This window comes from Halomonas sp. BC1, from assembly GCF_002078135.1.
Classification (GTDB): domain Bacteria; phylum Pseudomonadota; class Gammaproteobacteria; order Pseudomonadales; family Halomonadaceae; genus Vreelandella; species Vreelandella stevensii.
Genome location: NZ_LFGS01000015.1, coordinates 9,760 through 25,358, shown reverse-complemented (window position 1 = coordinate 25,358; position 15,599 = coordinate 9,760). Strand labels below are relative to the sequence as shown.

Genomic DNA, 15,599 nt, shown 5'->3' with positions numbered 1-15,599 from the left:
TAGGCACCTTGATCGCCACCATGCTGCCCTTGGCCATGGGCTTTTTGCTGGCCTGGTCGGCGTTTCTGATGTTCTGGTTGATGATGGGCTGGCCCATCGGCCCAGGGGTCTACATGATGGCGAACTAGCCTTACTGCATCGCTTTCATCAGCTTCCACAAATAGTCGGCAGCGGGCGACAGCCTTCTGCCGACGCGGCGTACCAGATTGCCCTGGCTACGGGCGGCCATGGGGTGATCGATGGGCACCGCCTGCAGCAACCCCGCCTCGATCTCGCTGCGCGCCGCCGCCGCCGTCATGAACGCGACCCCCACCCCCGCACTGGCCATGCGCCGAGCCACCGAGTGCAAATTGCAGCGATACGCGGGCGTGGCTGGCTGCCCTGCTGCTGCAAACAGGGCATTCACGAACTGCTGCGACCCGGACACCTCCGGCAGAAAGATCAACTTCTGCTGCAACAGCTCTGCCACGCTTACGCTGGATTGCCTGGCCAAAGGGTGAAACGACGCCACCAGCGCACACAGCGGCCCCCGCTCGAACGAGTGCACCACCAGCCGAGGGTCCGAAATAGGGCCATAGGTAATGGCGATGTCCACTTCATCGTTCGCCACCATGTCATGGGGTTCACGCGGGTAGTAGATGCCGGTCTTGATCTCGATCAACACCTCAGGGTAGTGCTCGGCAACGCGCCGCATCACGTGATTGATGAAACTGTCCACGAACCCATCCCCCACCGACACCACGACCTTGCCCGCCTGCAAATTGCGCAGCCGCGCCAGCGTATCGGTCAGCTCGGCATTCAAGCGCCGCTGGGCCAGAAAGCCTTCCACGACCAACTGGCCAGCCTCGGTAAGCGTCACATGACGCCCCTGGCGCTCCAGCAGCGCCATACCCAACGCCTGCTCCAGCGAGCGCACCTGCCGACTCACCACGGAAGGGTTCAGCTGAAGATGCTCGGCCGCCGCGCGAATCCCCCCACAGCTACTGACTTCCAGCAGGTAGAAGGCCCGTTTATCGAGAAGGGTCATAGGCGTCACCAGAATCGTCTCCAGGCGTCGCAGTCATCGAGTGGGCAACCTTTCAACGACTACAGGAAACTGGCATTTTGCCATCGGCATCACCCTGAGCGCCAAACACTCGTCTGAATAAGCGTTCCAGGTACGCTCGTTTGCACAAACCCCTAGTGACTCCTACCCTTTAACTCGAAGGCTGAAGCGGCCATCTTCAAGGCTTTCGCCAGTAGCTGCGCCGTTAGTTCATGAAGAGCTGACCGATACACTTAAGAAGAAACGACATGTTGAAATTCCTGGCAAGCACCGTCGGTATCATTTTCATGATTGGCCTGCTGGTGGTCATTGGGCTACTGATGTTGATCTTCTAGTGTCAAGATGACGTATTGAAAGTGCCTGATGCTAGGCACTTTTCGTTTAGCGTATGCTCAAACGCGTTCGATCAGCGTCGCAATGCCCTGCCCCACGCCGACACACATGGTGCACAGCGCATAGCGCTTGCCACTGTTTTGCAGTTCGTGGGCCGCCGTCAGCAGCAGCCGCGCACCCGACATCCCCAGCGGGTGCCCCAAAGCGATGGCACCGCCGTTCGGGTTGACGCGTGGGTCATCGTCGGCCAGCCCCAAGTCGCGCATACAGGCCAAGGCTTGGGCAGCAAAGGCCTCGTTGAATTCGAACACATCGATATCGTCCATGGCGATCCCCGTGCGCTCGAGCAATTTCTGCACGGCGGGCACCGGTCCGTAACCCATGATGCGCGGTTCGACACCGGCGGTGGCCATGCCGATAATTTTGGCCATCGGGGTCAGGCCATGGCGTTTGACCGCGGCTTCGCTGGCCACCAGCATGGCCGCCGCTCCGTCGTTGACGCCCGAGGCGTTGCCCGCCGTGACGCTGCCCCCATCACGGAAAGGCGTCGGCAGGCCCGCAAGCTTCTCCAGCGTGGTTTCCCGCAGGTGTTCGTCCTGGTCGAAAAGCAGCGCTGCCTGCTTGCGACGCGGAATCTCGATGGCAGTGATCTCCTGGGCAAAGCGACCGGCCTTTTGGGCCGCGGCGGCTTTTTGCTGGGAGCGCAGCGCAAAGGCGTCCTGGTCTTCCCGGGAGATATTGAACTGCTCCGCGACGTTTTCGGCGGTTTCCGGCATGGAGTCCACCCCATAGGCCTTCTTCATCGCAGGATTGATAAAGCGCCAGCCGATGGTGGTGTCTTCGATGGTCTGGCTGCGGGCAAAGGCACTGTCGGCCTTGCCCATGACGTAGGGCGCCCGAGACATGGACTCCACACCGCCCGCCAACGCCAGCTCCATTTCGCCCGCCTTGATGGCACGGAAAGCGGTGCCCACGGCATCCATCCCCGAACCACACAGACGGTTCATGGTCGTGCCGGGAACCGAGGTGGGCATGCCCGCCAGCAGCGACGCCATGCGCGCCACGTTGCGGTTGTCTTCTCCCGCCTGGTTGGCGCAGCCCATAAAGACTTCTTCGATGGCCGCCGGGTCCAGGTTCGGCGCGTCAGCCAGTACTGCCTTGAAAATCGCGGCGGCAAAGTCGTCGGGACGCACGCTGGCCAGGGTGCCGCCAAAGCGACCAATGGCGGTGCGACGGGGATGACAAAGATAAACGTCACTCATGGCAAACTCCTCATGCGCCCGCGTGGGCCCGCTCGGTGCGCGCTTTCAGCTCACGCAAGATGGTTAATTCGTGTTCGCTGGGCTCCGGTGTGCTCTCGAGCTGTTCGGCAAAGCGAATCTCCCAGCCGGTGGCCTCAATCACATCGTCACGGCTCACGCCCGGATGCAGCGAGACCACCACCAACTCTTTGGTGTCCGGGTCGGGCTTCATCACGCACAGGTCGGTGATCACACGGGTGGGGCCCTTGCCGATATTGGGCACGTTATCGCGCCCCTTGCCATCACGGCCAAACCCGAGCGTCGTCACAAAATCCACGCGCTCCACGAAGGCACGCCTGTTGTGCTTGAGAGTGATGAACACCTCGCCCGCGTTGGTGGCAATTTCCGGGGCACCGCCGCCGCCCGGCAGGCGCACTTTGGGCTCACGATAATCACCAATCAAGGTGGTGTTCAGGTTGCAGTAGCGGTCGATTTGCGCGGTGCCCAGAAAGCCCACGTCGATCTTGCCGCCCTGCAGCCAGTAGCGAAACATCTCAGGCACGGCCACGGTGGTCAGCGCCGTCTCGGCCAGTTCACCATCCCCGATGGAGAGAGGCAGCACGTTGGGCTTGGTTTGCAGCGTGCCGGACTCGTAGATCAGTACGACATCGGGGGCATGGGTCAGGCGCGCCAGATTGGCGGCTTCAGACGGGAGGCCAATACCTACAAAGCAGATCGATCCGTTCTCCAGCGCCCGCGCGGCGGTCACCGACATCATTTCAGAAGAGGTATATTCCAGACTCATCAGGCTTGGCCTCCTACGGGGTTGCTGGCAGTGCGGTAAACGTTCTCGTCGAGCCACTGGGTGAAGGTATCCCGGTCACGGGCAATGGCATCCCACTCTTTATAGAAACGGTTACTGCGCCCGTAGTAGCCGTGGGTATAAGAGGGCAGCGCCCCTTTTTCGGCGACGGCAATCGCGCTGATCGCCCAACTGGGGATCACACAGGCATTCGGATGGGCGTTCAGGTCATCGACGATCTCTTCCACCGTGACGATGCTCTGCCTGGCCGCCAACACGGCTTCTTTCTGCACGCCGACGATTCCTTCCACCAGTACATTCCCCTGCCGGTCGGCCCGCTGCGCGTGGATGATGGAAACATCGGGGCGCACGGAGGGCACGGCGGCCAAGCGCTCGCCGGTAAAGGGGCATTCGATGAACTTGATCTGCTCATTGACGCTGGGTAGCTCGCTCCCCACGTAGCCACGCAGCACGGCCAGCGGCAGGCCAGCGGCCCCTGCTTCGAAGGCGCAGGCCATGGCGGCGTGGCTATGCTCCAGAATCTCGACCTGATGCGGCCAGCCTTTCTCAACGGCATCGCGCAGGCGATGCAAGGAACCCACGCCCGGATTACCGCCCCAGGAAAAGATCACTTTCCTGGCGCAACCCGCCCCGATCAGCTGGTCGTAGATGATATCTGGGGTCATCCGAATCAGCGTCAGGTCGCGCTTTTTCTGGCGGATCACTTCGTGACCTGCCGCAAAAGGAATCAAATGGGTAAACCCTTCCATGGCAACGGTAGCGCCGTCCTGGACGTAGCGCGCTACCGCGTCATGCAAGCTGAGAAACTCGGCCATTGTTGGTTGCCTCTTCACTGGACGTTGGCGTACTTATTCGTATTGGCGTACTAACTCGTTATGTTCGTTAAACGAACATAGATTCTCTATACGAACAAGTTACTGTCGAACGATAATGGGGTCAAATGGCTTCTTCACTGAATGCCTATCGAGCATGATGGAAGGCATTCTCGAAAACCCAACAAAAACATTAAATAACAAAAACTTATATGTTTAAAAGCCAATTTTTTGCGCGTATCACCTGCTCCTCGCTGCTACCAAGGTATAAAGCGGGGTCACACACCCGGCTCAGCTCTTCAGGCGTTAGTTGACGGTTAACGTCAGGATATTCGAGCAGGACTTCCGCGTAGGGCCGCGCCTGAAGACGGGAGGTTTCTGCCGCTTCAGCACTCAAAGCCTTCGCGCGCTCAGGCCCGAGGCAGGCCGTCAGTAACTTCGCCACGGGCTCTGCCATGATGCCGCCGCCCGTCGCCCGCAAGTTGCGCTGCATGCACTCTGGATACACTTCCAGCCCTTCGAGCAACACCACCAGCTGCTCCAGCGCACCTTCCGTGAGCAGCGCGCTTTCGATGAGCGGCGCCCATTCGGCATGCCACTCCCCCAGCCCCCTCTCCAATGGATGGGCGGCAGCATTCAACAGCACCGAGGCGTGACCATGTACCTGGCGTGCAGCCCCGCGGATCAAGGCACTGCGTACGGGGTTGCGTTTATGGGGCATGGAAGAGGACTCCCCCATGCCGGGGGCAGAGGGCTCAGCGACTTCGCCCACTTCTGTCTGGGTCAGCAGGGAGACATCCAGCGCTACCTTTTCTGCAGCGCCGACCACGGCATCCAGGGCCGTACCAAGCGCGTGAACAGGGTAACGATCGGTATGCCAAGGCAGCGTTGGAGCTGCCAAACCGAGATGCGTTGCCAACGCATCCATCCACCCAAGGCCCTGAGCATCCCAGCCAGAGTGCACTCCCACGGCACCCCCAAACTGCACAGGAAGCTCAATGGCACCCAAACGACGCAGGGACCGCTCCAGGCCGACGGCCCAATGCGCGACTTTTACCCCAAAGGTCATGGGCAGTGCCTGGGGTCAGCACGGCGGCCATGCTGGTAGCCACGGTGGCTTCCTTTTTTACCCTTAGCCTCATTCTCTGGCTGGTCAGCCTTACCCCTTGGCTGGCTTTTTGATAGCGCCAATGATGTGCGCTTCGTGACGGCCAGAGCCGCCCTTATAGGAAGCGGCTCGTCATCAGGCGCGATATGGCTCCCGCGAGTGTTACTGATCGGCGGCTTTCATCACCGCGTCCAGGGCCGCTTGGTAGCCTTGGGTACCCAGCCCGGCAATCACACCATCGGCCCGCAGTGAGACATAGGAGTGGTGGCGAAAGCGCTCACGCTTGTGCACATTGGAAATGTGCACTTCGATCACTGTGCCCTCGAAGGCATTCAAAGCATCCAGGATAGCCACAGAGGTATGGGTGTAAGCGGCGGGGTTGATAATGATCGCTTGGGTGCCATCGAGGCGTGCGGCGTGAATGGCATCGATCAGGGCGCCCTCGTGGTTGCTCTGCAGGCAGCTCAGCGTCCATCCCGCCATCACGGCTTTTTCACGCAGCGCGTTATTGACGTCTTCCAGCGTCTCGTAGCCGTAGATTTCCGGCTGCCGAGTGCCCAGTAAATTCAGGTTGGGCCCATGCAGGACAAGCACTTTAGCCTGGCTCATGCATCATTCTCCTTCAGCAGTTGGCGGCGATAGTGGGCAAATAGCGTGGCCGATTGCTGCGCTGCTGCCTCGCGTTTGGCGTCATCTTCACAAAAAAACTTGAAGGCGTCGACGCCTTGAAAGACGAACAGGCTGACACCGCTCACCACCGCAGCACCGACCTGCTTCGCCGCCGCAATAAACTCGGTGACAGCGGGCACGTACACCGCATCAAAGATCCAATGGCGTGCCTCTACCAACTCGGCGGGTAGCGTGCGCAATTCTTTATTGAGACAGTGGGGGCACCCCCTGATAAAGCCACTGGTTTGGGGCAACTGCTCGTCAGACAAGGCCATGCCGCAAAGCACACCGTCATGATTGGCGACTCTTACAATGACTACCGCGCGGCTCGCTCCAATGGCACGCGATTCATTGGCGTGGCTGCAGAGCCCCACCAATCCCCTTTCCCTGCCGATACAGTGGTCATCAATGACCTGAGTCAATTGGAAAAGGCATTGCTGAGCTTAGAATAATTGTTCGGCATTCGAACAATATGCTACATTGTTGCCTGACCAAGCATCCACCAATGAGAATGCAACATGGCAGATATTCTACAGGCAGATGCCCTGCAGCCTGATGACAGAGACTTCGTTACCGCCCTGGCCAGCGGCCTGGAAGTCATCATGGCGTTTGACGATTCACATCCCAGAATGACCCTCAGCGAAGTGGCTGCACGCACCGGCATGAACCGCGCCAAAGCACGGCGATTTTTGCTGACGCTCCATGCGCTGGGATACGTTAGAAAACAGCAGCGTTACTTTGAGCTGTCTCCCAAAGTATTACAGCTCGGTTACGCTTTTCTCTCTGCCAACAATTATCGCAGTGTGATCCAGCAGTATCTGGAGGATATTACTGCGCAGTGCGGGGAATCGTCATCACTAGGCATTCTGGATGGCGATGAGGTGGTTTATGTCGCACGCTCCGCCGCCCCCCATCGGTTAATGTCTATTTCGCTCTCTGTGGGCACGCGCCTGCCTGCGGCCCATACCTCCATGGGGCGTGTGCTGCTTGCTCAACTCTCTGAATCGGCACTGGATGCCTACTTATCGAGAATTGTACTCGAACGCCATACTGAGAAAACGATCACCGACAAAGAATACCTTAAAAAGTGTATCAACAAAGTTCGTCAGCAAGGCTATGCCATCTCTGATCAGGAGCTGGACCCAGGCTTGCGGTCGTTGGCCGTCCCTGCATTTGACATGAATGGAAAGCTGCTGGGCGCCATCAATATCAGTACCAATGCGGCCAGGGTCGATATGGAGACGCTGCTTAAACACCACCTGCCGCTCCTGCAGGAAAAAGGGCGTTTGATCCGCTCGACCATCAGTGCCTAGCCTTGAGCTTCAAGCTTCGTGAAGCAGACGAGGAAAATGCGCGCACCGCCAGCTATCTTTAAAAGATTTCATTCATTTTCATGAAGATAGCTGAGCAAAGCATATAACTGCTTGTGCTCAACATTTGCACAAGCATGGGCTAGCTTCTACATTGAGTACAGTATATGAACTAAGGATACACCTATCTCGTTAGCTCATGAGGAGCTAATCATCACAATCAAGGAGAGATAACATGTTGAAATTTCTGGCAAGCACCGTCGGCATCATTTTCATGATTGGCCTACTGGTCGTCATAGGCCTATTGATGCTGATTTTCTAGACTGATTGCCATATTGCTCATTTTTAATGAATTGATGCCCTCCTAAACAAAGCACTGATATTTCAAACCATGCTGTAAAGCAAAGGGTTGCCAAGAGGAGTAGGTACCCTGCTGACCTCTTGGCAAACCTGAATTATTGTGGCCTGATTAAAACCATCGTGCCGCAATATGCTCATCCAAGACTCTTCTATAAGTTCTCTCCCCGCCTAACCTGCTCCACCCAACCACGCCAACACGGCCTCTTTCGAGCGCTGTTCGCGTTCGGCATATAGCGCCAGCTCATCCTGCACCGGGGCGCCCAGGGCGGCTTCGAAGGCGTCGCGGTTTGCGTTACCGGCGTAAGCGCCGTTTTCGCTTCCGCCCAGGTTGGATTGGAAAATACCGGCGGCACTGACGGGTAGAAAATCTTCGTAGGTGATGGGCTGGGCCTCGACCCACCCCTGGGCCAGCAGCGTATCCAGGTCGGCGTGCTCGGCGCGGCCCTTGGCTGCCCGCCCGGCGTCGGTCAGGTGATAGTGGAAGTAGGCCAGCTGCTCGGTACGAATCGCCTCGTGGTGGTCTGGAAACGCGGCGAACACGCGCTCCATGATGGCCTGATGGGCGTCATTGTCCAGGCCAGCGGTCTGGGCACGCCCCTGGTTCAGCAGCTCATCATAAAGCGCTCGCCCTTTGGGGGTCAGCGCCATGCCGCGCTGCTCGATTTCACCAAAGCGCGCCGTATGAGTGCCCTGGGCCTCCCCGGCGAAACGAATCGACTCCTCCAGCGCCCGAAAGCTGGTTTGGCGCAGCAACATGGGGCACTCACGGCGGGGCGGCCCTTCGATCACCGCCTTGGGGTTCATGCCCATGCTCGGCATACGACGCTGTGCTTCGTCGATGTCCAGGGTTCTGGGCGTCAGGTGGTTGATGTGCGGCCCCTTGAAACACACCACATCGGCAATCAGGCGATGCTCGTCGTGCAGCGCCTGGTAGGTTTCCAGGTCGACGGTCGCTTCCTGGTGCCAGCGGAAGGTTTCCAGCGCCTCGCTGACGAACTGGTCGGCTTCTTCACTGGACAACCCGCCCTGGGTTTCGTGGCGCTGGATGAGCGCCCGCACCGCTGGGGTAAAGATATCCCGCTGGGCCAGAATCTCCTCGGCGCGACGGCGCAGCGCCTCGCTCTCGATCAGCTCCAGGCGCAGTAAAGAGGTAAAGACCCGGAAAGGGTTCAGCGCCAGGGCTTCGTCTTCGATGGGCCGAAACGCCGTAGAGTGCACCGGCACGCCCGCTTCCGAGAGGTCGTAATACCCCACCGGATACATGCCCATGACCGCAAACAACCGGCGCAACATGGCAAGCTCGGCCTCGGTGCCCACCCGGATCGCTCCGTGGCGCTCAACGCTCAGCCGGGCCAGCTCGCCCTGCGCCTCCAGCCGGTGGTGCAGCGCGGGCTGCTGCTGAAGGGTTTCCTGGTTCACGCGCTCGACCAGTTCCAGCAGCGCACCGTACTGCGGCACTTCCGCTTGATACATGGCCGACATCGCCTTGGAGAAACGGTCGCGTATTGCATCAGTAGTGATAAAGGACATGTTGTGGCTCTCTGGGGTCGATAAAGAATGGTACGCGTCGCCAGCCTCATGGCCTCTTTATGACACGTGCTTGCGCTGCGTTCTATCAAACCGACTCAAGGAGCGAACCACAAACGAAAAAAAGCACTCAATGCATGCCAAAAAGGAATGCGTAAAGGCTTTTATAAAGAGCGGCGAGCACCGGGTACGCAACAGCATGGCGCCCAAGGGAGCCCTTTGATAGGGTAGGATTCCTTACCGTCATTCCGTTGAGTGACGCTTGCCCAGGAGCGCCCGCGTTCACCATGCGCAATCTTCCTTCCATCACCGCCATGCAGTGCTTCGAAGCGGCCGCCCGCCACATGAGCTTCACCCGGGCCGCCGATGAGCTGAACCTGACCCAGAGCGCGGTCAGCAAACAGGTGGCACAGCTGGAAACCACCCTGGAGCACAAGTTGTTCCGCCGAGTACGGCGCAGCCTGCTGCTGACCCCCGAAGGGGCGATTTTCCTGAGCGATGTGCGCAAGGTGCTGACCCAGATCGAGATGTCCACCCAAGCCATCATGACGTACAGCGGCCATAGCGAAGTGCTCAACATCGCCACCCTGCCCAGCTTCGGCAGCCGCTGGCTGGCCAACAAGCTGCCCTCGTTCATGGCGGCGCATCCTGGTATCAGCCTGGCGTTTCACGACCGCGTCGAGGATTTCGACCTGGAGCAGGAGAGCATCGACATTGCCCTCTTGTATGGGCATGGCAGCTGGCCCAACCTGGCCTGCCACAAGCTGGCCGACGACCTCATGGTCGCCGTCGCCTCCCCGACCTGGCTGGCCCAGCACCCCATTCATTCACTCGACGATTTGACCCAGCGCCCGCTGCTGCACCTTTCGACCCGCCCGGATGCCTGGCACCACTGGTTTGCCAGTCAGCACGTCATGACCGAGCGCAGCTACCACGGTACCCGTTTCGAAACCTTCCCCATGCTGGTCAGAACCGCCATGGCAGGCGGCGGCGTGGCACTGGTGCCCCACTTTACCGTGGATGAAGAGCTGGAGAGCCAACGGCTCGCCCTGGCATGGCCCTACCAACTGCTCAGCCGCAACGCCTACTACCTCGTCTATCCCGAACACCTGGGAGAGCTCGCCAAGGTGCGCCGCTTCGTTGAGCATGTGGTGCAGTTTGGGGAGGGATAAGGCCTTGATGAGGCTGGGCAGATACATAGAGAACAGCCTCCAGCCCTCCCCAAAAATAGCCTTAACCGCACAACCCCTTACTCCAAGGAACTGCGTAACATCAGGGCAGCCACCAGCTCCCGGGCGAAGCGTTGCGCAGCAGGCAGCGCGCCAAAACTCCATACCGGCGGTAAGCGCAATAGCGTGGCGTTTTTAACGCTGGGTAAGTGCTGCCATAAACCACTTTTTGCCAGTGATGCTTCGACCCCGGCGGGCAGCGGCTCGACCACGACCAGCGTGGCCTCTGGGTAATCGTAGAGCGCTTCGATCCCTACCAGTGAAAATCCCCAAGCGTTTGTGGGCCGGTCCCAGGCATTGGCCAAGTCGATCTGCTCCAGCACGGCGTGATAGAGGCTGTTGTCGCCAAACACCCTGACATGACGGGCATCCATGAACTGCACCATCAGCAGCGGCGGCGTATCGGGGCGCTGTTGGCGAAGCGTTTCCAGCAGCGCCTGCATTTCGCTGATGAGCTGCGCGGCCTGCTCTCGGCGGTCGGTCAACTCCCCCAGCTGGCGGGTGAGGGTGTGTATCTCTTGCCAGGTATGGGTGCCGGGGGAATAGGGGTAAAACGACGTGACCGGGGCCACTCGCTCCAGCCGCTCCGTCAAACCGGCGAACATCGGTGAAATGAACGTATGCGCCGGGGGCGACTGGGCCATGAGTTCGAGGTTGGGCTGCGACCGCAGGCCCAGGTCTGCAACGCCATCGGGAACCCCTGGCTCCCCTACCCACTCATGGTAGCCCTTGTGTTGAGCGGTACCGCTCAGCGGCGCGTCGATGGCCAGCAGCGTTTCGGCAATGGTCCAGTTGAGGGTGGCCCACTGCGCGTGGGCACTCGACAAGGGCAGCCAGCAAGTGGCCATCAAACAGCAGCGAGCCAGGAAAGAGAGCATCGACCGGTGGCACATGGCAGCGAAAGCATCAGAAAAGAGAGACCACATTTAGACGTCAATAGGCACTTTTTGCAAGGCATCACGAAAAAATCACACCTGCATATGCCAATGCCTCTCATTTTGTTTATCATATAGATTCCACATCGGGTAGGTGGCCGTGGCGCCCACGCCAGGCGCTGCCGTACACAAAACTGGATCGATACCATGCCTCTCGGGAACACCTCCAACACAGCGGCCCAGCGCCGCAAAGCACGGCTTCTGCGCGCGATGACCCTGCTCGCGATGGGCATGACGCCCGTGGCCACCTGGGCACAAACGAGTACCGACACCCAATCCCTGGATACCGTCACCGTCACGGGCACCATCCCCACCTATGGCGATACGCCGCCGCCAGCCTTCGCCGGTGGCCAAATCGCGGCGGGGGGCCGCGTGGGCCTGATCGGTGAAAGGGACGCGATGGACGTGCCTTTCAACGTCATCAGCTATACCCGCGAGCTGATGGAGAACCAGCAATCCCAGACGCTGGGCGATACGCTGCAAAACGATGCCTCGGTATCGGTAGGGCTGGGCTTTGGCATCTACGGCGAAGCATACAAGGTGCGCGGCTTCAACCTGACCGGTGACGACGTGGCCTATGGCGGCCTCTACGGAGTCCTGCCACGGCAGATCATCAACAGCGACCTGGCCGAGCGCGTCGAAGTCTTCAAAGGCGCCAGTGCCTTTACCTCGGGCATTCCCATCGGCGGGAACGGAGGCATTGGCGGCACCGTCAACATCGAGCCCAAGCGGGCAGGGAATGACCCGATGCTCAACCTCTCCAGTGGCTATCGCTCCGATGGCTACGGCGAAGTGGGCGTCGATGCCAGCCAGCGTTATGGTGATCAACAGCAATGGGGCGCGCGGGTAAGCGCCACGCGCGGCCGGGGTGACACCGCCATCGATGACGAAAACCAGCGCGATACCTCCGCCGTCGTGGGGCTCGACTACCGTGGCGAACAAGGCCGGATACTGCTCGATGTCGGCCATCAAAAGCTCACCCTGGATAATGGCCGTTCCAGCGTCAACACCGGCGCGGCCACCCAGGTGCCCGCGGCGCCGGACTCATCAATGAACTACACCCCCTCGTTCGGTGGAACCGCACTGGAAACCAATTTCGGCATGGTCCGCGGCGAATATGACCTCACCGACTCCTGGACCGCGTTCGCGGCCCTGGGCGGTAACCGCACGCTCGAAGGCATCGTATCGGCAACTCCAACCCTGACCGATGACGCGGGCAACGCCAGCGTCAACGACTTCGAAACCAGCAACCACATCGACAACATCGCCAGCCAGGCGGGGCTGCGTGGCTATGCGCTGACCGGCCCGGTCAGCCATGACATCACCGTTGGCTACTCCAGCGCCTATCGCAAGTTCGACACCGACTGGAGCTTCCTAGCGGCAGGCACCACCAACATCTACAACCCGGTCGAGTTATCCCGCCCGGAGGGCACGCCGTTCATGGGGGGTAGCGTAACGCGCACCCGCTCCCAAGGGGTCACGCTGAGCGATACACTGGGCTTCATCGATGACCGGCTGCTGCTGACACTGGGCGCACGCTATCAGGAGCTCGAAATCGACGAACGCCTCAATGCCGATAGCAACAACCGCTATGCCGACCGTCGGGTCACCCCCGCCGTGGGCGCGGTGTTCAAGACCACGGAGAATGTCTCGCTCTACGCCAACTACGTCGAAGCCTTGCAGGATGGCGGCACGGTCACCGATACCACCGCGATGAACTTTGGCCAGCACCTGGGCATTGCCCGTGCCGAGCAGCACGAAGTGGGCGCCAAGTTCGACTACGGCAACCTGGGCGGTGGCATCAGCCTGTTCCAGATCGAGCTGCCCTCGGCTGCGGTCGTCGATGGCGTCGGCAACCTGGATAACGAGCAGCGCAATCGCGGCCTGGAACTAAGCCTTTACGGCGAGCCTACCCCCGGAGTGCGCCTGTTCAGCAGCGCGACCTGGATAGACGCCAAACTCACCAAAACCCAGGATGGCAACGAAGGAAACGACGCCACGGGCGTGCCTGAGTACCGGTTTGTGTTCGGTGGCGAATGGGACACGCCCTTCATCGAACGCCTCACGGCCACGGGTCGTGTCCTGCACACGGGCTCCCAGTACGCCGATGTCGCCAACGACCTGCAGCTGGACTCCTGGACACGCCTTGATCTCGGCCTGCGCCACACCACCCCGCTGGGTGGCGCTGACTGGGTATGGCGCGCAGGCATCGACAACGTGACCGACGAAAACTACTGGTCCGGCGCCTCGACCTCCTTTGCGAACTACCTGGTTCAAGGCGAACCGCGCACCTTCAAGCTGTCGGCGACCGTCGAGTTTTAATTCACGCATCTTCGCTAACGTGACTATGAGGGCGCTTCTTGTGAAGCGCCCTTGCTGTTTGCGGTATGGGTATAACGGCTAATAGCATGATGGCCACAAGTTCCTACCTAGCCATGGCTACATCGGCTGCACACCTACCAACGCTGGGTAACAGGGCGTGCCCTCAGCAGCAGGCCACTGATGACCCCGCCTCATTCACGAGGGCGCTGATCGGGTGGTCTGAAAGTGCTGGCTGGCGGCATCGCTCATCAAGATTGGCTTCTTCAGCGCGAATGGTCGTTGAGTAATGCCAGAATGCAGACCCTTTCCCGCTTTCTTATAGCTCTTGGTAATCAATTGCGGCCGTCCAAGCAGCCGTGATCGCCGACCGGCGCTCCGGTCGCTCGATTCCAGGTGCTGAAGTCGTCTCGCCAGTGCGTCAACTCAGCGCCGTCAGTCTCGGCAGCCCCTTCAGCAGCGTCGGCCACCACTTGTCGGCGGCGGCACCCAGATGAACGGTGATGCGCCGAGCGTGCAGCCTCAGCGTGGCGGCCACCTTGTGCACCTGCTCGCGCATCCGGCTCAGGCTCCAGCCTTGTCGGGTCTGCCGCTCCAGCAGGCAGCGCAGACCATGCAAGAGCTGGTAGGCGTAGAGGCTGAGCAGCAGGCTCACCTCGTTGCGTGCCATCACGCTCTGAACGGTGGAGGCGCCGCGATCGGTCGATGAGAGGTGTACGTTGAGCGCTGACTTCACCTCGCCCATGTGGGCCTCGGCACTGCCGCGCTTGCGGTAGAGCGCCAGGATCTTCTCCGGCGGCCAATCGAACTTGCCGAGGTTGGTGACGAGGAAAAAGCATGCAGCAGCAGATCATCGGGGCGCTCCTGCACCACCAGCACGACGCGACGCGGTACCGGCCAGGAACCGGCCTGGTACTCCATGTCGTGGCACCACTCGCGAGGCTGCTCCGGTGGGCGGCCTGGCGGCCTCTTCAGGAGCGGTGCCGCCAGTTTCTGCAGGCCCTTGTGGCTGCGCAGCCGGCCCAGGTACTCGATGTCGCGATCTTCCAGGGCCTCCAGCGTCGCGTTGTCGGTGAAACCGGCGTCGATGCGTACCCGTACCTGAGCGCCGGTGCTCTCGTTGAGTCGCCGCACCAGATGCGGAATCCAGGTGTCGGCGTTCTCGGCCGGGCCTGCGTTGCCCTCGCGCAGCAGGCCGCCCACCATGTCGCCCGTTTCGGCCAGCGAGGCGACCAGCGGCGAGTAGATGCGGGTCCCGTACAGCCCATGATAGGCCGACCCGCCCTGGTGGCCATGCACCTCGATCGGCAGGCCGTCGATGTCCAGCGTCAGCTGCTTGGGACGCTCACCGTTCTTCAGCGAGGTCAGGCGCCAGACCACCAGCCGCAGCAGGCCTTCATGCACGGCATCGATGTTGTCGTTGCGGCCAAGGCAGCTCAGCAGCCGCGACAGCGTGGCTTGAGACGGCCGCTCCTGGGCCAGGGGCGTCATCCCCCGTGCATCGCTGCAGGCCAGCTGCCAGAGCGGATCACGGCGCAACGTGTCAGTGTCGCTCAGGTCGATCCAGCCCATCGCCCGTTGCAGCACCAGGGTGCGCAGCTGACTGGCCAGCGAGTGGCGGATGCGTAGCGGGTGGCGGAGGTCGACCAGATTGTCTTCCAGCGCCTCGATCACGCCGCTGTTGTCGAGGGCTTCACGCAGCAGCAGAGCGCCACTGTCGCTGGTGGTGCGGTGGCTGCTCAGCTCGACACGGACAGAGCCGTTGCACGAGGGCGTCCAGGTGGATAGGCTTTCACCCATAGCGGATGGCTCCCTTGGATCAGGTTCTTGGCGGAACACACTGATTTTTCAAGAGGATACCATCCGCTATCTTCGTTTTCAGGCCGCC

General features: G+C 60.5%; 15 protein-coding genes and 1 pseudogene. 6 read left to right on the top strand and 10 right to left on the bottom strand.

Features of this window, described 5'->3' with window-relative positions:
- Positions 1-130: 130 nt before the first annotated feature.
- Complete coding sequence (locus B7L72_RS11495; RefSeq protein ID WP_081194444.1) at positions 131-1,027, bottom strand: LysR family transcriptional regulator; 897 nt, start codon at positions 1,025-1,027, stop codon at positions 131-133.
- 266 nt (positions 1,028-1,293) lie between these two features.
- On the opposite strand from B7L72_RS11495, the gene B7L72_RS19120 reads away from it, so the two are divergent.
- A complete protein-coding gene (locus B7L72_RS19120; protein WP_443089279.1) occupies positions 1,294-1,380 on the top strand; it encodes a hypothetical protein in 87 nt (28 codons plus the stop codon).
- A 57-nt stretch (positions 1,381-1,437) separates the two neighbouring features.
- On the opposite strand, the gene pcaF is transcribed toward B7L72_RS19120, so the two are convergent.
- The 6 genes from pcaF to B7L72_RS11465 form a co-directional block, all read right to left on the bottom strand.
- On the bottom strand, positions 1,438-2,640 hold the full coding sequence (gene pcaF / locus B7L72_RS11490; protein ID WP_081194442.1) for a 3-oxoadipyl-CoA thiolase: 1,203 nt from the start codon (positions 2,638-2,640) through the stop codon (positions 1,438-1,440).
- A 10-nt stretch (positions 2,641-2,650) separates the two neighbouring features.
- Positions 2,651-3,424, bottom strand: coding sequence for a CoA-transferase subunit beta (locus B7L72_RS11485; protein WP_081194440.1), 774 nt, complete (start codon positions 3,422-3,424; stop codon positions 2,651-2,653).
- Positions 3,424-4,257 (bottom strand): CoA transferase subunit A, encoded by an 834-nt coding sequence (locus B7L72_RS11480; RefSeq protein WP_081194438.1) that lies wholly within the window; start codon positions 4,255-4,257, stop codon positions 3,424-3,426. Before B7L72_RS11480 ends, B7L72_RS11485 begins: the two co-directional genes overlap by 1 nt.
- Positions 4,258-4,462: 205 nt before the next feature.
- The gene (locus B7L72_RS11475) at positions 4,463-5,323 is read right to left on the bottom strand and encodes a lyase family protein (RefSeq protein WP_016915324.1); all 861 of its coding nucleotides are present in this window, start codon (positions 5,321-5,323) and stop codon (positions 4,463-4,465) included.
- 201 nt (positions 5,324-5,524) lie between these two features.
- Positions 5,525-5,971 carry a type II 3-dehydroquinate dehydratase gene (gene aroQ / locus B7L72_RS11470; RefSeq protein ID WP_081194436.1) on the bottom strand — a complete coding sequence of 149 codons (447 nt, stop codon included), beginning with the start codon at positions 5,969-5,971 and terminating at the stop codon, positions 5,525-5,527.
- Entirely contained in the window at positions 5,968-6,306 is a 339-nt protein-coding gene (locus B7L72_RS11465) for a hypothetical protein (RefSeq protein WP_254893805.1), read from the bottom strand. The genes aroQ and B7L72_RS11465 overlap by 4 nt, the downstream gene beginning before the upstream one ends.
- 18 nt (positions 6,307-6,324) lie before the next feature.
- Between B7L72_RS11465 and B7L72_RS18935 the strand changes: the two genes are divergently transcribed.
- From B7L72_RS18935 to B7L72_RS19115, 3 genes are all read left to right on the top strand, one after another.
- Positions 6,325-6,483: a hypothetical protein gene (locus B7L72_RS18935; RefSeq protein WP_254893804.1), complete on the top strand. Its 159-nt coding sequence runs from the start codon at positions 6,325-6,327 to the stop codon at positions 6,481-6,483.
- A 66-nt stretch (positions 6,484-6,549) separates the two neighbouring features.
- Positions 6,550-7,344: an IclR family transcriptional regulator domain-containing protein gene (locus tag B7L72_RS11455; RefSeq protein ID WP_081194432.1), complete on the top strand. Its 795-nt coding sequence runs from the start codon at positions 6,550-6,552 to the stop codon at positions 7,342-7,344.
- Between the two features lie 232 nt (positions 7,345-7,576).
- A complete protein-coding gene (locus B7L72_RS19115; protein WP_443089279.1) occupies positions 7,577-7,663 on the top strand; it encodes a hypothetical protein in 87 nt (28 codons plus the stop codon).
- A 206-nt stretch (positions 7,664-7,869) separates the two neighbouring features.
- Here the strand turns inward: B7L72_RS19115 and hglS are convergent, their stop codons facing one another.
- On the bottom strand, positions 7,870-9,231 hold the full coding sequence (gene hglS / locus B7L72_RS11450; RefSeq protein ID WP_081194430.1) for a 2-oxoadipate dioxygenase/decarboxylase HglS: 1,362 nt from the start codon (positions 9,229-9,231) through the stop codon (positions 7,870-7,872).
- 284 nt (positions 9,232-9,515) lie between these two features.
- Between hglS and B7L72_RS11445 the strand changes: the two genes are divergently transcribed.
- Positions 9,516-10,400, top strand: coding sequence for a LysR substrate-binding domain-containing protein (locus tag B7L72_RS11445; protein ID WP_081194428.1), 885 nt, complete (start codon positions 9,516-9,518; stop codon positions 10,398-10,400).
- 77 nt (positions 10,401-10,477) lie between these two features.
- Here the strand turns inward: B7L72_RS11445 and B7L72_RS11440 are convergent, their stop codons facing one another.
- Positions 10,478-11,335, bottom strand: a complete 858-nt coding sequence (locus tag B7L72_RS11440; RefSeq protein WP_081194426.1) for an iron-siderophore ABC transporter substrate-binding protein — start codon at positions 11,333-11,335, stop codon at positions 10,478-10,480.
- Positions 11,336-11,539: 204 nt separating this feature from the next.
- On the opposite strand from B7L72_RS11440, the gene B7L72_RS11435 reads away from it, so the two are divergent.
- Positions 11,540-13,714, top strand: coding sequence for a TonB-dependent receptor (locus B7L72_RS11435; protein ID WP_081194424.1), 2,175 nt, complete (start codon positions 11,540-11,542; stop codon positions 13,712-13,714).
- 418 nt (positions 13,715-14,132) lie between these two features.
- Here B7L72_RS11435 and B7L72_RS11430 read toward each other — a convergent pair.
- Positions 14,133-15,550 (bottom strand): annotated as a pseudogene (locus B7L72_RS11430) (IS1380 family transposase).
- Positions 15,551-15,599 lie beyond the last annotated feature (49 nt).